Source organism: Duganella guangzhouensis (assembly GCF_009674535.1).
In the GTDB taxonomy this organism is placed as follows: Bacteria; Pseudomonadota; Gammaproteobacteria; order Burkholderiales; family Burkholderiaceae_D; genus Rugamonas; species Rugamonas guangzhouensis.
On sequence record NZ_WKJK01000009.1, the window covers coordinates 208792 to 230000 of the forward strand.

Here is a 21209-nt window from a genome sequence, read left to right on the forward strand (position 1 = left end):
AGCGTGCACAATGGCAACGTCTAACCGATCAACTCACAGTCAAACTACGCCATGACTACCTTGCTCACCGCCAGCCGTGCCCTGCACCGCCAGAAAATCGCCGTGGAAAGAACGCTGTATGCGCGTTCGGCCGAAGAATCCCAGTTGGCGGCCCGTTGGGCCAGCGCCTGGCACAAGCTGGTGCAGCGCAAGCTGGACCAGAATCTGGCCATGCGTCCCATGACGCAGGTCGATTTTGGCGGCTTCCTGATCCAGCCGCCGTCCCGCGTACTGCACTGATTAAGCCGCGTAGCGCTGCGACTGCGTGCCAGTGGTGCTGACCCGGCCCTGATAGCAGCTACCGGCGCGGCGTTCCATGCCATCCCGATCCAGCACCGTGACGCAACCGCGACGGTAGGTAATCAGCCCTTCCTGGGCCAGCTTGCCAGCGGCGCCGGTGATGCTTTCACGGCGCACGCCCAGCATATTGGCGATCATCTCCTGCGTCACCTTCAGCTCATTGCTCAGCGAACGGTCGAGGCGTTCCAGCAGCCAGCGGCACAGCTTCTGCTCGATGCTGGTGTGACGGCTGCCGGCCACGCTCTGCGCCAGCTGGGCGAACATCGCGCTGGTATAACGCATCAGCTGCTGGGCCAGCGGGCCGCCGGTATAAAACACCTCACGCAACAGCGAGGTTTTCAAGCGATAACCATAACCGGCGGTTTGCACCACAGCGGCATAGCTGGCACGCTCGGTTGGATGCAGCGCCACGCCAACCACGCCCTCACGGCCGACCACCGCAATTTCGGTGGTGGCGCCATCTTCCATCACATACTGCAGCGAGACGATAGCGTTGGTCGGGAAATAGGTGTACTCGACAGCATCGCCATAATCGAACAGATGCTTACCTTCCGACAACGTCACCAACTCCAGATCGCCGAACAGCGCGAGTAAATCCTCGCGGGACAGCGCGCGCAGCAAATCATTCTGTTGCGCGCCGATCAGGCTGACGGATTGTGGTGCGGCTGGGGAAGTATGGATAGCGTTCATAGTAAGCCTCGGAAAGTGTCTTATGTGTGGTTGATGTAGACACTATATCCAGCGGCCTTAACTGCCGGTATAGGAGCACTTTGTCATCCTATGTAGGCTGCGAACATTGCAAAATGTCATCTTAGTCCTACACCCACTCCGGGGTCAGGTCCATCATTTCTACACGACCTCGTCCGTATCTGCGGCAAAACAAGGTTTCGTTGCTGCAATTGCCGTAATTTGGCGCAATGACTCGGCCACTCAGAATTGAATTTCCAGGCGCCCTCTACCACGTCACCAGTCGCGGTAACAGGAAGGCGGCGCTATATCGCGATGACACCGACCGCGCGGTGTGGTTGCAGACCCTGGCCAACGTGTGTTCGCGATTCAACTTCTCCATCCACGCGTTTTGTCAGATGGGAAATCATTATCATTTGTTGGTGGAAACCTGGGATGGCCATCTGGGGAAAGGGATGCGCCAACTCAACGGCGTGTATTCGCAGTACTTCAACCGGCGGCATGAGCTCGTCGGCCACGTGTTTCAGGGGCGCTATCAGGCCATTCTGGTCGACAAGGAAAGCTATCTGCTTGAGCTGGCGCGCTATATCGTGCTGAATCCGGTCCGCGCCGGACTGGTGGAGCGGCCTGAGCAATGGCGCTGGAGTAGCTACAACCTCACCACGTCCCGCCATCCGCCGCCGGAATGGCTGGAAATTGACTGGCTGCTGGCCAAATTCGGCCCGCCGCAGGCAGAGACGATCGAGGCGTATCGCCATTTCGTCTACGCAGGGATCGGCGCGACCAGCCCGCTAGCAAACACATACCGGCAACTGATACTTGGCAGTGAAGAATTTATCAAACGCCTTCAACTGCCGAACTGCCCGCCTGCCGGCGCAGGCATCAACAAGACACACCGCAGCAGCCTTGCCCTCCCCTTGCTGAGCTACCAGCAAAACTTCCAGGACCGCGATACCGCGATGGCGGAAGCCTATCGCAGCAATGCCTACAGCATGAGCGAAATCGCCCGCCACTTCGGCGTCTGCGCCGCAACGGTCAGCCGCGCGGTCAAAAAACGCGGCTGATGCCGTTGAGCTCGTGTAGAAATGATGGACCTGACCCCGGAGTTGACCCCGGAGTTTAGTAGGTGGCGCGGAGTTGCAGGTAGGCGGTGCGGGGTGCGCCTGCCATGCGGCCGGCGTTGCCGTCGACGTTGCGGGTGTAGTAGCGCTTGTCGGCGATGTTGTTGATGCCGGCGCCGATTTCGTACGCGCGCAGTTTCCACGTCAGGTTGGCGTTCCACAGCCGGAAGCCGGGGATCAGGCCGGCGCCGCCGTTGGCCGCTTCGGCCACGGTGTTGGCGGTGTCGGAATACTGTTTGGTCTGGTGCGTGGTGGACAGGTTGGCGGTCCACGTGCCTACCCGGTAGCGCGCGCCGATGGTGTCGGTGTTGCGCGAGTAGAACGGCACATCCAGACCCGCCGTGGCGCCAGACTCCTGGATCGCTTTGGTGTAGCTGTAGTTGGCGTAGACGTTCAGGCCGGCCAGCACGCTGGCATCGTCAAAGCTGTAGTCGACGGCGCTTTCGATGCCTTCGTGATTGGTGGCGCCGATGTTCTGGAAGGTCGCCGGCGTTACGCCCGCCACTTGCACGATCTGGTTGTCGAACTTGAGTTTGAATACGGTGACTTCGGCACTCACCGCGCGATCCTTCCAGCGCGCGCCCAGTTCGGTGGTCTTGGCCAGTTCCGGTTTCAGCGGATTGGCCGGCGTCTGCGAGTTCAACTGGGTGTTCTGCACCGCGCCAAACGAGGTGGTGTAGCTGGTGAACACGGTCAGCGCCGGCGTCAGCAGATAGCCGATGTTCAGCGATGGCAGCGCTTTGTTATTGTCGGTCTCGAAGCTCGATTTGGCGGCAATGTCGTCACGCGTCGACGAGATTTTCTCGTAGCGTACGCCCGGCGTGATGCGCCATTGGCCCAAGGCGATGCGGTCGTCGATGTAAGCGGCGTGGGCATCGGTGCTGTTGACGAAGGTGCTGGTGGCGCCGAATGCGCCGCTGGCCACGGTCTGGATGTAGCTGTTGTCGTCGCCACGCTCGCGCAGGTAGCGGTAGCCGACCGTGACGTCATGCGTCATGCCTGCGGCCTTGAAGCGCTGGGTGTAGCGCGGTTCGATGCCCAGCACTTCGTAGTTGCGCGGCTGCCAGGTGATCTGGGTCTTGGCGGTGTTGATCAGCGCGCTCTGGCGGAAGCTTTCGTTGTAGTACGCCTTGATTTCGAATTCCTGATTGGCGGACAAAGTATTCAAATAACCGACGTCCACGCCCTTGCGGTCACCGCTCCAGAAGTCGGTCGGACGGGTGTTCTGGTACGGGTCGGCGTTGTACTGCGCCACGGTCAAACCACCCGGCGTGCGCGACAGCACGTCGTAGTAGGAGATCTTGCCGTACACCTCGCTGTGCTGGTCCAGCGGATAGCGGAATTTCAGTGCGACGTCGCTGACGCGCTCGCCACTGCCCTGGCGCCATTCGCTGCCTTCCATGCCGGAGTACAGCAGTGCGACACCGAGGCCGTTGCTGGCGGTGCCGCCGACAAAGGCGCTGTACTGGCGGTTGCTACCGCCCTCGCCAAAATCGTTGTAGCGCACGCTGGCGTCGCCATGCACGCCGTCGCCCGTAGGGATGGCGCGGCTGCTGAAGTTGATGATGCCGCCGACGTTCTGCGGGCCGTAGCGCACCGCGCCGCCGCCACGCACGACGTCAATCGAGTCGATGTTGTTCAGGCTGACCGGCGCGAACGACAGTTGCGGCTGGCCGTATGGCGCCACCGCCAGCGGGATGCCGTCCAGCAGCACGGTGGAGCGCGGCGAATAGCGCCCGGTCAGGCCGCGCACGCCGATGTTCAGCGAGATAGCGCTGCCCGCCGTGCCCGAGTTGTCGGTCGATTGCACGCCGGGGATGCGGCGCAACACGTCGCCAATGTTGGCGGCGCCGGTGTCGGCGATGTCTTCCCGGTCCACCACGCTACGCGCGCCGGCAAAGTTCTTCACGCTGTTCTGCAGGCCGGAACCCAGCCAGCTGCCGGACACCTGGATCGATTCGATCGGTGCATCGTCGGCTTGCTGCGCGTGCAGCGCGCCGGAGACGGTCAACAGGGATACCGCGGCGGCCAGCGCGGTCAGTTTGAAAGGCGCAACGTTCAAGGCAAAAGCAGGCATGGGAAGAAATGTTGTCATGTTAAACAGTCTGAATGATAACACTTCTCATTCTCAGTTGCCAAGAAAAAACATGGTTAAGCTATAATTGCCACATGCTGAAATCTCTCCGTCGCCAAACGCTGCATTTATGGATCGCCATGTTGGCCGTCCTGTTTGCCGCGCTCGCGCCGACGGTGTCCCATGCGCTGGCCTCGACCACCGAGGCGGCGCTGGCGGAGATGTGTACCGTCGGCGGCCCGTCCAAGAAGGCGCCGACCAACACCATGCACGGCATGGAGCATTGCCCTTACTGCGCCACCCATGGTGGCGCGCCAGTACTGCCACCGCCGGCCGCGCTGAGTTTCGCTGTCATCGGCGGCCATGACTTCTATCCGCCGCTGTTCTACACGGCGCCGCAACCGCTACACACCTGGAGTGCCAGCAGCCCGCGCGGGCCGCCCGTTTTCGCCTGATCGTTCGCTTTGTGCCGCTGCCCTGCGCTGTGCGTGGGCGGCGGTGTATCTCTACGCATCATCAGGATTAACATGAAAACCAATCTGTCTCCATTGGCATTGGCGCTTTTTGCCGCCTTTGCCGCCTCCGCTCACGCCGACGACGCGCCTGAACATCAACTGGGCACGGTTACCGTGATCGGCAACCGCCCTACTTCGCTGCCTTCGCAGATCCCCACCACCATTGAAGGCATCACGCGCGAAGAGATCGAGCGCGATATCAACGCCACCGACGCCGAGGACGCGCTGAAGTATCTGCCGTCGCTACTGGTCCGCAAGCGCTATATCGGCGATTACAATCATGCGGTGCTGTCGACCCGCGCTTCCGGCACCGGCAACAGCGCGCGTTCGATGGTGTATGCGGATGGCATCCTGCTGTCCAACTATCTGGGCAACGGCGCCACCTTCGCGCCGCGCTGGGGCATGGTCAGCCCGGACGAAATCGAACGGGTAGATGTGCTGTATGGCCCCTTCTCCGCTGCCTATGGCGGCAATTCAGTGGGCGCGGTGGTCGATTACATCACGCGCATGCCGACCAAGTTCGAGATGCACGCCAAGCTGACGCTGACGCATCAGCCTTTCAAGCTGTATGGCACCAACGATAATTACGATGGCAAGCAAGGCAGCATCGCGGTCGGCAATCGCAGCGGCGCGTGGTCGTGGTATGTGGATGTGAGCCACACCGACAGCGAGGGCCAGCCGCTGACCTTCCCGGCCAAGGCGGTCAGCGCCGGCGCGGTCGGCAACGCGGGCACGGTGGTGACGGGCGCGGTGGCGGGACTGGACCGCACCAACAATCCCTGGTACCTGCTAGGCGCCGGCACGCAGTATCACACGGTGCAGGATCAGGTCAAAGCCAAGCTAGCCTACGACTTCTCGCCCACCATGCGCGCGACCTATACCTTCGGCTTGTGGCGCAATGATTCGGAAGGTCGCCCGACCACGTATCTGCGCGACACCGCCGGCAATCCGGTCTACAGCGGGACAGTGAATATCAATGGCCGCAGCTACACGCTGGCTCCGACCGACTTCAATCTCTCCAACGAAGATCTGCAGCACGTCATGCACGGCCTGACCTTGAAAACCAATACCAAGGGCGTGTTCGATTGGGAAGTCGCGGCCAGCCTGTATGACTACGATAAGGACCAACTGCGCGCCGCCACCGTGGCGCTGCCGGCCGCGCTGAACGGCGGTGCCGGCCGGCTGGTGGACCAGCATGGCACCGGCTGGAATACGCTAGCGGCACGCGGCGTGTGGCGGCCGGATGCGGATCACATCGCGGAATTCGGTTATCAGCGCGAAGCCTACAAGCTGAGTACCGTCGAATATCCGACCATCAACTGGATCGACGGCGCGCCGGGCGCCACGGCCAACTCGCGCTTCGCCGGCAAGACCGAGACCAACAGCCTGTATGCGCAGGATACGTGGAAGTTCGCGCCGTTGTGGAAGACGGTGCTGGGCGCGCGCTTCGAACATTGGCACGCGCACGATGGCCTGACCGCCAACAGCTACGGCACTTACCACCATCCCGAGCGCAGCGAGAATTACGTCTCGCCCAAGGCGGCGCTGGCTTACCAGGCCAGCGAGGACTGGGTACTGAAAGCTTCGCTGGGCCGCGCGGTGCGCATGCCGACGGTGTCCGAGCTGTATCAGGGCAGCGTCAACGCGCAAGGCATACTGACTGCGGGCGATCCGAATCTGAAGCCGGAAAAATCGTGGACCACGGAGTTGAGCGGCGAACGCAAACTGGCCAGCGGCTATCTGCGCCTGACCGCGTTTGGCGAGCGCACCACGGACTCGCTGTACTCGCAGACCAACGCGCAAACGCTGGTGACCAATATTCAGAACATCGATCTGGTGCGCACCAAGGGGCTGGAAGTTTCTTACGCCGCGAATGACGTCGGCTTGCATGGCCTGGATCTGAGTTCCAGCCTGACCTGGACCGACTCCAAGATCATCCGCAATGCGAAGATGCCGACCAGCGTCGGCAAGTGGCAGCCGCGCATTCCGGAATGGCGCGCAACCGGCGTGGCCAGTTACGCCTTCAGCGACCGGCTGTCGGCAACGCTGGCGGCGCGCTACAGCGGCAAGCAGTATTCAACGTTGGATAACTCGGACGTCAACGGCTTCGCCTATATGGGCGCCAGCAAATACTTCACGGTCGACACCCGACTGCGTTATCGCTTCAATCAGCAGTGGAGCATGGCGCTGGGCGTGGACAACCTGAATAACTACCAGTACTGGAATTTCCACCCCTACCCTCAGCGCACTTACGTCGCTGAGCTGAAGTTCGATCTGTAAGCATGGAGGGCGCCATTTCGGCGCCTGCACGCCAAAACATTCATATGATATACTTCTTTACGTCGAAACTTCCTGAAGACAGAGATCATCATGCTGAGCACCGAACACAAAGCCATTATTAGCGCCACCGTCCCTATCCTGGAGCAAGGCGGCGAAACCCTGACCCGCCACTTCTACCAGTCCTTGTTCCGCGACTATCCGGGGGTGAAGCCACTGTTCAACCAATCGAATCAGCAGGACGGCAACCAGCAGCGCGCGCTGGCCAATGCGGTGCTGATGTATGCGAAGAATATCGAGAAGCTGGAGAATCTGGGGCCGCTGGTCAGCACCATCATCAACAAGCACGTGTCGCTGCAGATCCAGCCGGAGCACTATCCTATCGTTGGCGCCTCGCTGCTGAAGGCGATCCGCGAGGTGCTGGGCGCGGAAGTGGCCACCGACGCGGTGCTGGAAGCCTGGGGCGCGGCCTATGGTCAGTTGGCCGATATCCTGATCGGTGCGGAAGAAAACATCTATAAACAGAACGAGCAGGCCGAAGGCGGCTGGCGCGGCGCGCGTGCGTTCAAGGTGGTCGCCAAGGTTGAGGAAAGCGAAGAGATCACTTCCTTCGTGATGGCGCCGGCCGATGGTGGCAAGGTGGTGGCGCATCAGCCGGGCCAGTACATCGGTATGCTGGCCAACGTGAACGGTGGCGAGCAACGCCGCCAGTATTCGCTGTCCGCAGCGGCCAATGGCGAGACCTATCGCATCAGCGTGAAGCGTGAGCCGGGCGGCCTGGTGTCGAACTTCCTGCACGATCAGGTGAAGGTCGGCGACAGTATTCAGGTGTTCCCGCCGGCCGGCGACTTTGTGCTGGCGGACAGCGACAAGCCGCTGGTGCTGATCAGCGGTGGCGTGGGCATTACGCCAACGCTGGCGATGCTGACGGCTGCCTTGAGCGCCAAGCGTCCGGTGCACTTCATTCACGCGGCACGTCACGCCGGCGTGCATGCCTTCCGCCAGCATATCGATGCGCTGGCGGAGCAGCATCCGCAACTGCAGCGGTTCTACTGCTATGAGAAGGCCGACGCTGCGGCGCCTCAGCCGCATGCGACTGGTTATCTGAATCCACAGCAGTTGTCACAATGGCTGCCGCAGTCGCGCGACGTGGATGCCTACTTCCTCGGCCCCACGCCGTTCATGAAGGCGATCAAGGCGCATCTGGCGGAGCTGGGCGTGCCGGCGGCGCAGACGCATTACGAGTTCTTCGGTCCTGCTGAATCGCTGGCCTGATACGGTTTCCAACTATGTAAAGCAGCTTTTCTTCGTGTACTTGGGTGGGTGGCGATGCAATACTTTATGTATTTAACGCCTCTCTTCCAAGGACATCATGAAGCGCAGAACCCTGCTTAAACTGGCCGCTGTTTCGGGCCTGTCTCCTGTTTCGCTGGTGGTCGCCGCACCGCTCAAGGAGCTGCGGCTGGACTACGCTTACTATTCGCCTACCAGTCTGGTGCTGCGGCGCTTCGGCTGGCTGGAGGAGGAATTCAAGGCGGATGGCGTGCAGGTACGCTGGGTGCTAAGCGCCGGCAGCAATCGCGCGCTGGAGTATCTGAACGCGAACAGCATCGATATCGGCTCTTCGGCCGGGCTGGCGGCTTTGCTGGCCAAGGCGAACGGCAATCCGATCAAGACTCCCTATATTTTCTCGCGTCCAGAGTGGACGGCGCTGGTGGTGCGCAAGGATTCGCCGATCCGCACGATTGCGGATTTGAAGGGGAAGAAGGTCGCCGCCACCAAGGGTACCGATCCTTATCTGTTCCTGCTGCGGTCTTTGCAGACAGCGGGCTTGAAGCGTAGCGATATCGAGCATGTGAGTTTGCAGCATGCCGATGGCCGCGCGGCGCTGGAGCAAGGCAAGGTGGATGCGTGGGCGGGGCTGGACCCGCACATGGCGGCCAGTGAGCTGGAAAGCGGTTCGCGGCTGATTTACCGGAATGTGGCGTTCAATACCTACGGGTTCCTGAATGTGCGCGAGGATTTCCTCGCCACGCGGCCGGCTGAGGTGGCGCGGGTTATCAAGGCGTACGAAAAGGCGCGCGCATGGATACGGGCGAATCCTTCCGAGGCGGCGAAGATTCTGTCGGAAGAGGCCAAGGTGTCACTGTCGGTGGCGCTGTTGCAGGTGAAGTTACGTAGTGATTTCAGTAATCCGCAGCCGGGCAGCGAGCATGTGAAGGCGTTGCAGGTGGCGGCGCCGATTCTGAAGGACGAGGCGCTGGTCAAAGCGGATACGGATCTGAACCGCGCCATCGCGGAGCTGGTGGATACCCGCTTCGCGCAGCCGTACATCGCGCGGGCATAAGGAGCGGCGGTGAGCAGTCAACTGGCCGACATCAGCCGCACCCCAAGCGCCGACACCACGCCGCCAACGATCGCGCCACGCGACCTGGCCGGACTGGCGACCGCCAACGCCGCACCCGCAGCGAGACCGGCCGGCGCGGACAAGGCGCCCGCCGCGACAGCCGGCGACCGCGCCACGAGTGCTGCGCGCGCGCACCATATCGGCACTAATGCCGACACGGGCGAACGCGTGGCAGATGCCGAGCGCGGGCGGCGCGTTGGTGTTGATGTTAACGAACACGCGACGGTGGCGCAGCGAGGGCATCGCGTTGGTGCCGGTGCGGCCTGGCGGCGCTGGTTGCTTGGCGCGCTGCTGCCGGTGATGGCGCTGGTGGCGCTGGAGTTGGCGGTACGCAGCGGGCTGATTCCCGCCAATCTGCTGCCGGCGCCATCGCAAATCGTGGATACACTGCGCGACTTGGGTGCACAAGGACTGCTTGGCCACATCGCCGCCAGTACCGCGCGCGTGGCCGCCGGCTTCGCGGCCGGCGCGGTGCTGGCTGTGTTGCTGGGCGCCGCCGTGGGCCTGAGCCGCCACGTCGAAGCCCTGCTCGACCCGACTTTCCAGGCACTGCGCGCCATCCCATCTCTGGCCTGGGTGCCGCTGCTGCTGCTCTGGCTAGGCATCGACGAAGCCCCCAAGATCACGCTGATCGCGATCGGCGCCTTCTTCCCGGTCTACATGGGCGTAGCCTCCGGCATCCGGGGCGTGGACCGCAAACTGATCGAAGTCGCCCGCCTGTACCGCCTGTCCAGCTACGCCCTCACCAAACGCGTGCTGCTGCCGGCCGCGCTGCCCGCCATCCTCACCGGCTTGCGCAACGGCCTCAGTCTGGCCTGGATGTTCATGGTGGCCGCAGAACTGATCGCCGCCAGCAAAGGATTGGGCTACCTGCTCTCCGACGGCCGCGAAACCAGCCGCGCCGACATCGTGCTGGCCGCGATCGCCCTGCTGGCCATCCTCGGCAAAATCAGCGACAGCCTGATGGCCGTCATCGAACAACGCAGCCTCGCCTGGCGCGACTCCTACGCATGAGCATCGCACTCGACATCCACATCAAGCAAAAACGCTACGGCGAACGCACTATCCTGCGCGATCTGCGCCTACAGCTGCAAGAAGGAGAAGTGGTCAGCCTGATCGGCGCCAGCGGCTGCGGCAAAAGCAGCCTGCTGTCGATCGCCTCCGGCCTGGATCGCGAATTCAGCGGCGAGATCAAACTGGATGGCAAACCGCTGCAAGGCGTCAGCCGCGAGATCGGCTTCATCTTCCAGGAACCACGCCTGTTCCCGTGGTTAACCGTGGCAGAAAACGTCGCCTTCGACAGCGCCAACGCGCTATCCAGCCAACGCCTGGTCACGCGCCTGTTGGCAGAAGTCGGCCTGCAGGACCAGGCCCACGCGCTGCCGAAGCAGCTATCCGGCGGCCAGGCACAACGCGCCGCCATCGCGCGCGGCCTGTTCACGCAACCGCGCGTGCTACTGCTCGACGAGCCCTTCTCCGCCGTCGACGCCTTCACCCGCATGAAACTGCAAGACCTGCTGCTAAAGGTCGCCTACCAGCACAAGCTCACCGTGCTGCTGGTCACGCACGATATCGACGAAGCGCTCTACCTCAGCGACCGCGTAGTCCTGCTGAACGGAACGCTGACCGAGTTCACACCCGGCCCGGCACCCCGCAAGCGCGGCGACCTCGAAGCCGCCGTACTGAAGGCCGCCATCCTCGACAGCCTGCACGCATGAATGCCTGAATGCCGCTACTGCACGCCGTACTTGCTCCGAATCCGGCCAGCCGTGCCATCCCTCCGCATCGCCGCCATGACACGGTTTAATCTGCGCAGAAAATCGTCGCTCACCATGCCCTTCCTGAACATCAAATAACTACCGGTGAGCTCCAACGGCCTGCCCGCAACCAGCACGCTTGCACTTCCGCCCAGCTTTGCCAACATCGCCATGCCGGCTTGCCTGCCACAAATCACCGCATCGATACGACCCGCCATCAGCTTGCGGAAGTTCCACTCGTCCTGCGCAACATACTCAAGCCGTGAAAACATCCCGCCCGCAACCGCCGCATCAAATACCTCGCCATACGAAGCGCCGCGCAGCAAGCCAATCGAGCGACCAGATAAAACGCGCAAATCCCCCGTGTAGCCTATCATCGAGTCTTTGCGCACAAACAGCACAACCTCCTGCGTGAACAGCGGCTGGTCCGAAAAGGCGTAGAGCGCCTGCCTGGCCGGATTCCTCTTCATGATGAAGATGCCGGCGGCGTCGCCATGCGCAAACAAAGCCTGGGCGCGCGCAAGCGGGTAAACCCGCATTTCCGGCGCTACGTGCATGCGGCTGAATATCTCCCGCACCATCTCCACCGCCGCGCCTTGCGGCAAACCGTTCGCATCGACATGAATATAGGGCGGCTGGTCAAACGTGAGCAAGCGGAACTTGTCTAGCGTTGCCGCGCCGCCGGGCGGAGCGCATACACCGAGAAGCGACAGGATCAGAATAGCCGTCGCCAGCCGCATCAATTCAACAATTTGAGCGCACGCGTTTGCAGCAACGCTCGTTCCTGCTCGACGCGGAAGCCCGAGACCGTGGACCGCAAGTCCTGCGCCTGCACCGCCAGCGCATGTGCCGCCGCCGTGGCCTGCTCCACCAGTGCCGCGTTCTGCTGCGTCACATCGTCCATGCTGATGATGGCGGCGTTGACTTGTTCAACCCCGGCGCGCTGCTCCACCGATGCCGCCACCACGTCGCGCATGATGCCGTTCACGCGGCCGATCGCATCCGAAATCTCCGCCATCGCACGCCCGGCGTCGCTCACCGCCGTCGCGCCGCTGTCGATGTCGGACGCCGATCCCAGTATCAACTGCCGGATCTCCTGCGAGGCGGCGCTGCAGCGCTGCGCCAACGCGCGCACTTCGCTGGCGACGACGGCAAAGCCACGCCCCTGTTCACCGGCACGCGCCGCCTCAACCGCCGCGTTCAACGCCAGAATATTAGTCTGGAACGCGATACCTTCGATAGTGCCGATGACCTCCGTCATGCGTGCGCTGCCTGCGGACACCTTGTCCATTGCTGCGGTAACGCGATCCACCACCTGCGCGCCCGCCGCCGCGCGCCGCAGCGCCGATTCGGCCAGGTTTTGACCCTGCAGCGCATTGTCGCTGTTGTTACCGATGGTGGACGTGATCTGCTCCATGCTGGCGGCAGTTTCCTCCAGCGACGACGCCTGCGCCTCGGTACGGCGCGACAAATCGCTATTGCCTTCGGCGATTTCGCCGGCGGCGTTGGCGATGGCATCGGCCGCGCCCTGAATTTGCGCGACCACGCGACTCAGGCTGCTCCGCATCTGCTCCAGCGACACCATCAAGCTGTCCGGTGCCGCATGCTGCGCCGCCACCGCAACCGCCAGATTACCTGCGGCGATTTCGCCGGCAATCCGCTGCGCCTCGGCCGGGTCGCCGCCCAATTGCTTCATGACCGATCGCATTAACAACACGCTCACCGCGACACTCACCAGCAGCACCACGCCGGCCAGCACCATGATGGTACTGTACGCCACTGCGGCGCTGCGCTTGGCGGCATCGCCGGCTTCACTGTTAAGCTGCATTTCCTTCTGCTGCAGCGCCAGCGCCCCATTGATCCAAGCGCGTTGCAAAGGTCGCAGCTTTTCGACCGCCAGCCTGGTGGCCAATTCGCGTTGATTATTGACGCCCGCGTTCAGCACCTCGGCAAACACCGGCTTGACGGCCGCTTCATAATCGCTCAACTTGGCGAACAGACGTTTTTCTTCTTCGGTGGTGCCGGCTTCCTCGGCAAACAAGCGGCCCAGCTTATCGTGGGCCTCCTTGTAATTGGCTTCCTGACGCTGGATGCGCTCGATTTCACCAGCCACCAACTGCTGATCGGTAAACAGAATAACGTTGCGCACGGCGATCATGCGGTCCTGTATTGAGACATGCAGCTCGCCGGCATATTGCATTTCAGGGTTATTAATATCCACGATCTCACGCAGATTGCGCTCCAGCGCCGTCACCCCCAGCATGCCGGCCGCGCCGATCATTAAGGACAGTACCAGCAACAGGCTCAAACTCAGGATCAGTCGTTGCTTCAATTTTAACTTCATGATCTCTCCAGTAACTTTACTGTACGTATAGTACAGTGTTTTTCGCGAGAAATGGAAATTACAAAAGATTCATATCAACTACTGAATTTTCGATGCGTTGAAAGTACGCGTTGTAAAATGACGTGACTATTGCTATCAGATCAATCACCAAATGAACTCAACTCACGGCGCGCGCACCAGTCATCGCGACACGCTTTTGGATGCGCTGCAATCCATCATCATGGAAAGCGGTGTGCAAGAGGTCACGCTGGATAGCGTAGCGGCGCGCGCGGGCGTGACCAAGGGTGGCTTGATCTACCATTTCAAATCCAAGGAAGCCCTGCTGCTTGCACTGACCGAGCGCTTGCGGGCGCAGGTTGATGCCTACTGTGTCGATCCACAAGAAAATCCGCAGGACTCGGTACGAAAATTTCTGATCGCCCGCATCAACTATGCGTTCAATATGAACGCGCAGGAGAAAAAGCTGATGGCCAATCTGTTGATGGCCACCGGCTCCTACCCGTCGCTGCTGGGGCCAGTCAAAAGCATGTACGACGCCGGCACCGGCGAACTGGCGCTGATGGAGGATAGTGCTGGCCTGGCACTATCCGTGTGGACCGCACTGGACGGCTTTGTGCTGCTGGAGATGCTGAACATCCGCCACTTCTCGGCGCTCGAGAAGCAGCAGATGCAAGCGGCGCTGATCACCCTGGTCGAGCAACAACTGACCCGCCCACGCGACTAAGCGTCAGAACTTGGCGCGTACGCCAAACACCACGTTACGGCCCGGCAGCGGCGCGATATCCTTCAGCACCGAAGTCGAAACGCGGATTTCATCGTTGGTCAGGTTCTTCGCCAGCAGGAACCAGGTCAGGTCGTAATTATCGACCTTCTGCGTGTACGACAGATTCGCGTTCAGCTGATTGTAGGCTGGCGTGTCGCTGCTTTCGAACGACGCCAGACGGTCTTGCGACTGTGCGTGCACCAGCGACAGGCCGGCGCGCCAGGCGCCCATCTTGTACGCGGTGCTGACGCCGACACGGGTGGCTGGCTGCAGCGGCAGGCTGCCGCCCGCATCCAGCTTGCCGCGCGAGGTATCGGCAAACACGCGGCCGGACCAGCCGGCGCCGGTCGGGTTGTACTCCAGCTCCGCCTCGGCGCCCTGGATGGTGGCGTCGGCTTGTTCGAAGATGCGCTCGCGCAGCTCGTCGCCCGGATTGCCGTCTTCGTCCAGCAGATTGCCGGTGACATGGCCATAGATGAAATCACTGACCTTGTTGCGGAACAGGTTAGCCTTCCAGCGCACCAGGCCTGTGGTCTTCTGCAGGCTGACTTCAATGTTACGCGAGGTCTCTTTCTTGAAATCGGCGTTACCGATGTCGAATGTGACGGTGGCGTCGTGCGGGCCGTTCGAATACAGCTCCTCGGTCGACGGTGCGCGCTGTGCGTACGACAGCGTGGTGCCCAGCGCATAGCCAGGCACGAACGCCCACATGCCACCTACCGAGCCCGATTGCAGATTGAACGAACGCGCCACGCCAGTCACCGGCTCACGCTTGACGCGCTCAAGGCGCGCGCCGGCATTGAACTTGACCGGGCCGAAGTCGGTCTCCTCGACCATGAAGGCGGCGTTGGAGGTCGAATGCGTGACCGGCACCGTGTCAGGCCCGCCCTCGGCGCTCAGCGCGGAGAAGTTGGTGTTTTCGGTCTGCACGCCAAAGGTGCCGTGCCAGCCGGCCACCGGCTTGTGGGTCAGCTCCAGACGGGTTTCGGTCGAGTGGTTGCTGAACAGGACCTCAGGCGCGCCATCTTCGCCGATTTCCGCGTGCTTGTAATCGGTGTAGCCGGCCTTGAACTTCAGGCTCTCGAAGCCCTCAAACGGCGCCTTCACCAGGCTGTCGATGTCGTAGCGGGTTTGCTTCTGATCGATCTTCGAACCCTCGTCGCTGGGGATGCCATAAACATTGGACAGGCGCGATACCGACGCGCCGACAAAGCCCCAGCTATCCACCCACGAGCCACCGATACCGCCGGTGCGTTCGCGCGTGTCCGAGTGCGGCAGACGGCCGCTGGCCGAATCCGGATCGCCGGCCTTGGCGTTGCCGGGGATTTTATAATCGTCCGCGTTACGGAAATTGCCATCGACGTGCCAGGCGAATTTATCGACCGAGCCATCCAGCGTGCCGGACACATTGCGGCCGCTGTCGACCGTGCTGCCGCGCGCTTCGACCTGGCCGGTCAGCTTCGGCTCCAGCGTGGTCGGGATGCGTTCATTGACGACGTTGACCAGGCCACCAATCGCGCCCGAGCCGTACAGCAGCGCGGCCGGGCCACGCAGGATTTCGATCTGCTGCGCCACCGCGCCCTCCGCCGCCACCGCGTGGTCGTTGGACAGGCCGGAGACGTCGGAAACCGCCATGCCGTTTTCCAGCATCTTGACACGCGCCCCTTCCAGGCCGCGAATGATAGGGCGCGACGCGCCGGCGCCGAACGCCGAGGCGGACACGCCCAGCTCCTGCGACAGCGTTTCGCCCAGCGAGCTGCCGGTTTTGTCGCGCAGTTCGTCGCCGGCCAGCACCTTGGCCGGGGCCAGGATCTGATCGGTGGCGGTATTGCCAAACGGGTTGGCGGTGACCACCACCTGTTGAACGGTGGACTGGCCGAAAGCCAGCGAAGTATAGGCGGACAGGATCGCGCTGGCCAGCAGCGTACGTTGGATATTCATGTAAAACCTCTAGCGATATAGGAATAGCCGCGCAACAGCGCCTTGTGGGCGCCGGCGGCAAACAAACTCAAAATTCAGGACGGATTTCGGGTATCAGGCCAGAGGGGGAGCGCGCGACTGAAATACGCAGACGGTACGCTCGCAAGCCGGCAGCGTGACCGGCAGCGACACCGGACCGCTGCTCAGCGTGGAGATGGCCAGCGTCAGCGGCGCGGTGGTGATGGCCGCGGCCATCTGCGCCACCGACACGCACTCGGCACACATCTTGTGCGCGGCGATGCGCTTGCGATGCTCGCTTTCCTGGTCTTCGTCGCTGAGCTGCAGATTCTGCTGCTCGGCCGCGACCAGGTGGGTATAGACGTGCGTTACCCCCAGCTGCTGGGTCAACAGCAGCAGCAATGCCAGCAGAGAGTGAAGGAAGGTACGGCGCATCATGGCCGGTATTCTAACCGCAACCATGACGGAAGCGCCACCAGCTGGTTTCACGCTGCGTGTTACCATAGCGGTATGCAAACCTCGAATGCCGAATCATTGATACGCGCCACCGGCGCCCGCGTCACCCGCCAGCGCATCCTGGTGCTGGAGTTCCTGCTGCAACAGGAAAAGTCGCTGACCCACCACGAAATCCAGACCCACCTGGCCAAAAAGGTCCACGCCGAACTGGACTCGGTAACGCTGTACCGGGTGCTGGAATGGTTGACCGAAAATGAACTGATCCACCGCATCGCCGGTGCCGACCAGGTGTGGCGCTTCAGCGCCGGCGCCGGCCATCACGCACACGAACATGCGCACTTCCAGTGTGTCAGCTGCGAGCAGGTGACCTGTTTCACCGACGTCGCGCTGCCGAAGAAGATCAAGCTGCCGGACGGCTTCCACACCCAGGAAATCGACTTCCTCATCAAAGGCACCTGCCCTAACTGCAGTAAAAAGTAATTAACGCAACTCGATTGCATTTAATTTTGAATCCGCTTAATATGCAACTCGTTTGCATTAACTAGCGAGATTAGCCATGTCCGTCACCGATACCCGCCTGCCCGTCACCGTTCTTTCCGGCTTTCTGGGGGCCGGCAAAACCACCCTGCTCAACCACGTATTGGCCAACCGCGACGGCTTGCGCGTGGCCGTCATCGTCAACGACATGAGCGAGGTGAATATCGACGCCAGCCTGCTGCGCGATGGCGCCAGCAACGCCGGTGCAGCGCTGTCGCGCACCGAGGAAAAGATGGTCGAGATGAGCAATGGCTGCATCTGCTGCACGCTGCGTGAAGACCTGCTGCTGGAAGTGCGCAAGCTGACCGCCGAGGGCCGCTTCGACTACCTGTTGATCGAATCGACCGGCGTTGGCGAACCGATGCCGGTGGCCGCCACCTTCGATTTCGAGGACGAACACGGCGCCTCGCTGAACCAGGTGGCGCGCATCGACACCATGGTGACGGTGGTCGACGCCGTCAATCTGCTGGCCGACTATCACAGCACCGATTTCCTGGCGCAGCGCGGCGAAACCGCCGGCGAAGGCGACGATCGATCCTTGGCCGGACTGCTGTCCGAACAGATCGAGTTTGCCGACGTGGTGGTGGTCAGCAAAACCGATCTGGTGACGCCCGAACGGTTGCAGGAAGTGCGCGCACTGATTCACGCGCTGAATCCCGGCGCCGAGATCGTAAACGCGGAACGCGGCCGGGTGCCGCTGCATCGGCTGCTGGGCACCGGCAAGTTCGACATCGAGCAAGCCAGCGCCATGGCCGGTTGGGCGCGCGAGCTGGCCGGTGAGCATACGCCGGAGACCGAGGAATACGGCATCAGCAGCTTTGTGCTGCGCGAGCCGCGCGCCCTGCACCCGCAGCGCTTCGACCATTTCCTCGGCCTCGCCTTCCCTGGCCTGCTGCGCGCCAAGGGCTATCTGTGGCTGGCGACGCGGCCGGAATGGGCGGTGGCGTATTCGCGCGCCGGCCAGATCGCGTCAGTGGAACCGGTTGGACGCTGGGCCGAGCCATACGACGACCGCGTCAACGAGGTGGTGTTCATCGGCTGCGGCATGGACCGCGCGGCGATCGAGGCGGCGTTTGCCGGCTGTGTGCTGACCGCCGATGAAGCGGCGGCAGGCTTCAGCGCCTGGCGACGCTTTCCCGATCCATTCCCGGACTGGCAGATCGAGTGATATCATGCTGCCCCATGAAAAAACTGATTACCCTCCTCGCTTGCGCACTCGCCATCAGCGGCTGCGCACAGCTGCCGCCGCGCCAGCCCGACACCACGGTCTCCGCCCTGCGCTTCATCGGTGAACAGCGTTTGCCATGGCGCCTGAATTATCAGAACACCATGGTTGGCGGCCTGTCAGGCATCGATTATGACGCCGCCAATGATGAATGGGTGATGATCAGCGACGACCGTTCGCAGCACAATCCGGCGCGCTACTACCGCGCCAAACTGGCTTACGACCAGCATGCGTTCACGTCGGTGCAGCTGACCGGCGTGACCACGCTGCTGCAGCCGGAAGGCACACCCTATCCGGCCAAGGAAGGCTATCAGCCCGGCATCGGCATGGTGCCGGATCTGGAAACCATGCGGGTCGATCCGCGCGACAGCAGCATCTGGTACGCCAGCGAGGGCGACGTGAAGCTGTCGCTGGATCCGTTCGTGCGTCATGCCACGCGTGAAGGTGCCCATCTGTCCACGTTGCCGCTGCCGGCCATGTTCACGGTGTCGAAGCAGCAGTTGTCCGGGCCGCGCAACAACCAGGCGTTCGAGGGCATTTCGTTTACGCCGGATGGCAATACGCTGTGGGTGTCGCTGGAAGGCCCGATGTATCAGGATGGTCCGGCGCCCGATCCCACCCATGGCGCGGTCAATCGCATCACACACTTCAGCCGCGATGGCAAGGTGCTGGGCCAGTACGTTTATCCGCTGGGCGCGATTCCGGCGGTGCCGGGCAAAGGCAAGGAGTCCGACAACGGCATCTCGGAAATCCTGGCGCTCAGCGACACCCGCATGCTGGCCCTGGAACGCTCCGGCGTGCAGGCCGACGATGATTCGTACCGCACCTTTGTGCGTATCTATGAAATCGACGCCGCCGGCGCCAGCGACATCCAGCAACTGGCGACGTTGAAGGACGCGCACTATGTGCCGATGAAGAAGCGGCTGGTGCTGGATCTGGCGTCGCTAAACCTGCCTATCATCGACAACCTCGAAGGATTGGCGTTCGGCCCCACGCTGGGCAACGGCCACCGCAGCCTGGTGCTGATCTCCGACGACAACTTCAGCAAGACCCAGGTGACTCAGTTCCTGCTGTTCGAGGTCATCCCCTGACAATGCCGGCGGCGACCGGCAATTATCGCAGCGGCAGCAACGCTCGAAGCCCGGCGCCGCATCGCCGAAGTAATCCAGCAGCAGCTTCCAGCGGCAAAAGCCGCTTTGCGCGTAGCCGATCATGCGCTCCAGCTTTTCGCGGTCGAGTTCATGTTTTTCATCCGGCGCCTTGCTCTTCATGAGGAAGAATTTCTGCAAGCGGGTGTCTTCATGGAAGTACAGCAGCGTGCATTCGGCATCCTCGCCATCGCGGCCGGCGCGGCCGGATTCCTGATAATAGGCTTCCAGATTGCCCGGCACCTGGTAGTGGATGACGAAACGGGTGTCGGTGTTATCGATGCCCATGCCGAAGGCGTTGGTGGCAACCATCACGCGTCGTTCGCCGTTCATGAACAGGTTCTGATTCTCGCTGCGTTCTGCGGCCTTCAGGCGGCCGTGGTACAGCGTGACACTTTCGCCGGCATCGGCCAATAGCTGGTACGCCTGCTTCACCGCTTTGACGCTGGCGGCGTAGACGATGCCGACGCCGGGCGTGGCGCGCACCAATTCAATCAGCGTGGCGTCCTTTTCCTCGGGGTTGGTGACCTGCCGCACCCGGTACTGCAGATTGGGCCGGTAGATGCCGGTGTTCACCACCCGCAGCGCCGTCCGTCCCAGTTGGGTACGGATGTCGGCAATCACATCGTCGGTAGCGGTGGCGGTCAGCGCCAGCACCTGTGGCTGGCCCAGCACCGCCAGCGCCGCGCCGAGTTCAAGATAGGCCGGGCGGAAGTCATGACCCCATTGCGAGATGCAGTGCGCCTCATCGATCACCACCAGCGCGATATCGGCTTGACGCAGCAGTTGCTGGAATTCGTCCGTGGCCAGCCGTTCGGGCGTGCAGAACACCACGTCCTTGCCAGCGTTTTCGATCGCGTCCAGCGCGTCCAGCTCGTCGGCGCGCGACAGGCTGCTGTTGACCTGGGCGGCGCTGGCGATGCCGGCCTGCTCCAGCTTCTCGGCCTGGTCCTTCATCAGCGCGATCAACGGCGACACCACCACCGTCAGGCCCGGCCGCAGCCGCGCCGGCAGTTGGTAGCATAGCGACTTGCCGCTGCCGGTTGGCATCACAGCCAGCGTATCGCGGCCGGCCAGCACGCTGTCGATCACGCGCCGTTGGCCGTCGCGCAGCGCCTCGATGCCAAACACCTTGCGCAGCACGCGTTCTATTTGTTGGTGGGAGGAGGTTGTCATACCACCAGCGTAGTCAAGATCGCAACGCCGGTATGTGCGCCATCACACGGCGCTGGCAGTCTGACCAGCGGATCTGTCATACTACTGCTTTCACAGGCTATCCCAAACCCCGATGGACCCTAGACGCGAGCATGTACGGCGCTTGTTGCAAGTAGATGCCTACATCACCGATCTCCACGGCGACCACCCGGCGCCGGCGCAGATCATCGACATATCCCGCATGGGGGTCGCCTTTGTCAGCGATCGCCAGCTGCTGGCCGACGCCCAGTTCGTGCTGAGCTTTTGCTTCCCCGGCAGCAGCGAGCGCAACGACATCACCCTCACCGTCCTGCACAGCAATCCGGTCGGCACCCAGGGCCGTTATCGCAACGGCGCCCGCTTCCTCAGCATTTCCGACGCCAGCGCCGAGCGCATCTTCGAATACGTCACCACCGCGCCGGTCTGA

At 62.2% G+C, this 21209-nt stretch carries 19 protein-coding genes and 1 pseudogene; 13 read left to right on the forward strand and 7 right to left on the reverse strand.

From position 1 onward, the window contains the following. Window positions 1-51 precede the first annotated feature (51 nt). Window positions 52-279: a hypothetical protein gene (locus GJ699_RS18500; RefSeq protein ID WP_154378929.1), complete on the forward strand. Its 228-nt coding sequence runs from the start codon at window positions 52-54 to the stop codon at window positions 277-279. Here GJ699_RS18500 and GJ699_RS18505 read toward each other — a convergent pair whose 3' ends face one another. Continuing rightward, window positions 280-1029, reverse strand: a complete 750-nt coding sequence (locus GJ699_RS18505) for a Crp/Fnr family transcriptional regulator (protein ID WP_154378931.1) — start codon at window positions 1027-1029, stop codon at window positions 280-282. A 227-nt stretch (window positions 1030-1256) separates the two neighbouring features. Between GJ699_RS18505 and GJ699_RS18510 the strand changes: the two genes are divergently transcribed. Further along, on the forward strand, window positions 1257-2090 hold the full coding sequence (locus GJ699_RS18510) for a transposase (RefSeq protein ID WP_154378933.1): 834 nt from the start codon (window positions 1257-1259) through the stop codon (window positions 2088-2090). A 55-nt stretch (window positions 2091-2145) separates the two neighbouring features. On the opposite strand, the gene GJ699_RS18515 is transcribed toward GJ699_RS18510, so the two are convergent. Then, complete coding sequence (locus tag GJ699_RS18515; RefSeq protein WP_154378935.1) at window positions 2146-4224, reverse strand: TonB-dependent receptor family protein; 2079 nt, start codon at window positions 4222-4224, stop codon at window positions 2146-2148. A 92-nt stretch (window positions 4225-4316) separates the two neighbouring features. Here GJ699_RS18515 and GJ699_RS18520 point away from each other — a divergent pair, with 92 nt between their 5' ends. The 6 genes from GJ699_RS18520 (at window position 4317) to GJ699_RS18545 (ending at window position 11138) form a co-directional block, all read left to right on the forward strand. Further along, window positions 4317-4676 carry a DUF2946 domain-containing protein gene (locus GJ699_RS18520; protein WP_154378937.1) on the forward strand — a complete coding sequence of 120 codons (360 nt, stop codon included), beginning with the start codon at window positions 4317-4319 and terminating at the stop codon, window positions 4674-4676. Window positions 4677-4748: 72 nt separating this feature from the next. After that, entirely contained in the window at window positions 4749-7016 is a 2268-nt protein-coding gene (locus tag GJ699_RS18525; protein WP_154378939.1) for a TonB-dependent receptor, read from the forward strand. 90 nt (window positions 7017-7106) lie between these two features. Beyond that, window positions 7107-8288 carry an NO-inducible flavohemoprotein gene (hmpA, locus tag GJ699_RS18530; protein WP_154378941.1) on the forward strand — a complete coding sequence of 394 codons (1182 nt, stop codon included), beginning with the start codon at window positions 7107-7109 and terminating at the stop codon, window positions 8286-8288. Window positions 8289-8385: 97 nt separating this feature from the next. Then, entirely contained in the window at window positions 8386-9360 is a 975-nt protein-coding gene (locus GJ699_RS18535; protein WP_154378943.1) for an aliphatic sulfonate ABC transporter substrate-binding protein, read from the forward strand. A 285-nt stretch (window positions 9361-9645) separates the two neighbouring features. Next, window positions 9646-10434 (forward strand): ABC transporter permease, encoded by a 789-nt coding sequence (locus GJ699_RS18540; RefSeq protein ID WP_371867597.1) that lies wholly within the window; start codon window positions 9646-9648, stop codon window positions 10432-10434. Continuing rightward, window positions 10431-11138 carry an ABC transporter ATP-binding protein gene (locus GJ699_RS18545; protein ID WP_154378945.1) on the forward strand — a complete coding sequence of 236 codons (708 nt, stop codon included), beginning with the start codon at window positions 10431-10433 and terminating at the stop codon, window positions 11136-11138. The genes GJ699_RS18540 and GJ699_RS18545 overlap by 4 nt, the downstream gene beginning before the upstream one ends. Window positions 11139-11152: 14 nt before the next feature. On the opposite strand, the gene GJ699_RS18550 is transcribed toward GJ699_RS18545, so the two are convergent. Both GJ699_RS18550 and GJ699_RS18555 read right to left on the reverse strand, forming a co-directional pair. Further along, a complete protein-coding gene (locus GJ699_RS18550) occupies window positions 11153-11917 on the reverse strand; it encodes a substrate-binding periplasmic protein (RefSeq protein WP_154378947.1) in 765 nt (254 codons plus the stop codon). Then, complete coding sequence (locus tag GJ699_RS18555) at window positions 11917-13521, reverse strand: methyl-accepting chemotaxis protein (protein WP_154378949.1); 1605 nt, start codon at window positions 13519-13521, stop codon at window positions 11917-11919. Before GJ699_RS18555 ends, GJ699_RS18550 begins: the two co-directional genes overlap by 1 nt. A 151-nt stretch (window positions 13522-13672) precedes the next feature. Between GJ699_RS18555 and GJ699_RS18560 the strand changes: the two genes are divergently transcribed. After that, entirely contained in the window at window positions 13673-14245 is a 573-nt protein-coding gene (locus tag GJ699_RS18560; protein WP_154378951.1) for a TetR/AcrR family transcriptional regulator, read from the forward strand. A gap of 3 nt (window positions 14246-14248) precedes the next feature. On the opposite strand, the gene GJ699_RS18565 is transcribed toward GJ699_RS18560, so the two are convergent. Then, the gene (locus GJ699_RS18565; RefSeq protein ID WP_154378953.1) at window positions 14249-16225 is read right to left on the reverse strand and encodes a TonB-dependent receptor; all 1977 of its coding nucleotides are present in this window, start codon (window positions 16223-16225) and stop codon (window positions 14249-14251) included. Between the two features lie 93 nt (window positions 16226-16318). Then, window positions 16319-16660, reverse strand: coding sequence for a hypothetical protein (locus GJ699_RS18570; RefSeq protein ID WP_154378956.1), 342 nt, complete (start codon window positions 16658-16660; stop codon window positions 16319-16321). A gap of 72 nt (window positions 16661-16732) precedes the next feature. Between GJ699_RS18570 and GJ699_RS18575 the strand changes: the two genes are divergently transcribed. The 3 genes and pseudogenes from GJ699_RS18575 to GJ699_RS34635 form a co-directional block, all read left to right on the forward strand. Beyond that, entirely contained in the window at window positions 16733-17158 is a 426-nt protein-coding gene (locus GJ699_RS18575) for a Fur family transcriptional regulator (RefSeq protein ID WP_154378958.1), read from the forward strand. A gap of 76 nt (window positions 17159-17234) precedes the next feature. Beyond that, a complete protein-coding gene (locus GJ699_RS18580) occupies window positions 17235-18383 on the forward strand; it encodes a GTP-binding protein (RefSeq protein WP_154378960.1) in 1149 nt (382 codons plus the stop codon). Window positions 18384-18598: 215 nt separating this feature from the next. Then, window positions 18599-19423: pseudogene (locus GJ699_RS34635) on the forward strand (esterase-like activity of phytase family protein); the annotation flags it as partial. Here the strand turns inward: GJ699_RS34635 and GJ699_RS18590 are convergent. Next, window positions 19385-20764: a RecQ family ATP-dependent DNA helicase gene (locus GJ699_RS18590; protein WP_154378964.1), complete on the reverse strand. Its 1380-nt coding sequence runs from the start codon at window positions 20762-20764 to the stop codon at window positions 19385-19387. The pseudogene GJ699_RS34635 and the gene GJ699_RS18590 overlap by 39 nt on opposite strands. A 112-nt stretch (window positions 20765-20876) precedes the next feature. Between GJ699_RS18590 and GJ699_RS18595 the strand changes: the two genes are divergently transcribed. Then, the gene (locus GJ699_RS18595) at window positions 20877-21209 is read left to right on the forward strand and encodes a PilZ domain-containing protein (protein WP_154378966.1); all 333 of its coding nucleotides are present in this window, start codon (window positions 20877-20879) and stop codon (window positions 21207-21209) included.

Excerpts from the sequence above, each read along its gene's own strand:
- GJ699_RS18550 (WP_154378947.1), bottom strand. The coding sequence starts at position 11,917 with ATGCGGCTGGCGACGGCTATTCTGATCCTGTCGCTTCTCGGTGTATGC.
- GJ699_RS18520 (WP_154378937.1), top strand. The coding sequence starts at position 4,317 with ATGCTGAAATCTCTCCGTCGCCAAACGCTGCATTTATGGATCGCCATG.
- GJ699_RS18575 (WP_154378958.1), top strand. The coding sequence starts at position 16,733 with ATGCAAACCTCGAATGCCGAATCATTGATACGCGCCACCGGCGCCCGC.
- GJ699_RS18580 (WP_154378960.1), top strand. The coding sequence starts at position 17,235 with ATGTCCGTCACCGATACCCGCCTGCCCGTCACCGTTCTTTCCGGCTTT.
- GJ699_RS18560 (WP_154378951.1), top strand. The coding sequence starts at position 13,673 with ATGAACTCAACTCACGGCGCGCGCACCAGTCATCGCGACACGCTTTTG.
- GJ699_RS18555 (WP_154378949.1), bottom strand. The coding sequence starts at position 13,521 with ATGAAGTTAAAATTGAAGCAACGACTGATCCTGAGTTTGAGCCTGTTG.
- GJ699_RS18515 (WP_154378935.1), bottom strand. The coding sequence starts at position 4,224 with ATGCCTGCTTTTGCCTTGAACGTTGCGCCTTTCAAACTGACCGCGCTG.
- GJ699_RS18595 (WP_154378966.1), top strand. The coding sequence starts at position 20,877 with ATGGACCCTAGACGCGAGCATGTACGGCGCTTGTTGCAAGTAGATGCC.
- GJ699_RS18500 (WP_154378929.1), top strand. The coding sequence starts at position 52 with ATGACTACCTTGCTCACCGCCAGCCGTGCCCTGCACCGCCAGAAAATC.
- GJ699_RS18535 (WP_154378943.1), top strand. The coding sequence starts at position 8,386 with ATGAAGCGCAGAACCCTGCTTAAACTGGCCGCTGTTTCGGGCCTGTCT.
- GJ699_RS18565 (WP_154378953.1), bottom strand. The coding sequence starts at position 16,225 with ATGAATATCCAACGTACGCTGCTGGCCAGCGCGATCCTGTCCGCCTAT.
- GJ699_RS18570 (WP_154378956.1), bottom strand. The coding sequence starts at position 16,660 with ATGATGCGCCGTACCTTCCTTCACTCTCTGCTGGCATTGCTGCTGCTG.
- hmpA (WP_154378941.1), top strand. The coding sequence starts at position 7,107 with ATGCTGAGCACCGAACACAAAGCCATTATTAGCGCCACCGTCCCTATC.
- GJ699_RS18590 (WP_154378964.1), bottom strand. The coding sequence starts at position 20,764 with ATGACAACCTCCTCCCACCAACAAATAGAACGCGTGCTGCGCAAGGTG.
- GJ699_RS18510 (WP_154378933.1), top strand. The coding sequence starts at position 1,257 with ATGACTCGGCCACTCAGAATTGAATTTCCAGGCGCCCTCTACCACGTC.
- GJ699_RS18505 (WP_154378931.1), bottom strand. The coding sequence starts at position 1,029 with ATGAACGCTATCCATACTTCCCCAGCCGCACCACAATCCGTCAGCCTG.
- GJ699_RS18525 (WP_154378939.1), top strand. The coding sequence starts at position 4,749 with ATGAAAACCAATCTGTCTCCATTGGCATTGGCGCTTTTTGCCGCCTTT.
- GJ699_RS18545 (WP_154378945.1), top strand. The coding sequence starts at position 10,431 with ATGAGCATCGCACTCGACATCCACATCAAGCAAAAACGCTACGGCGAA.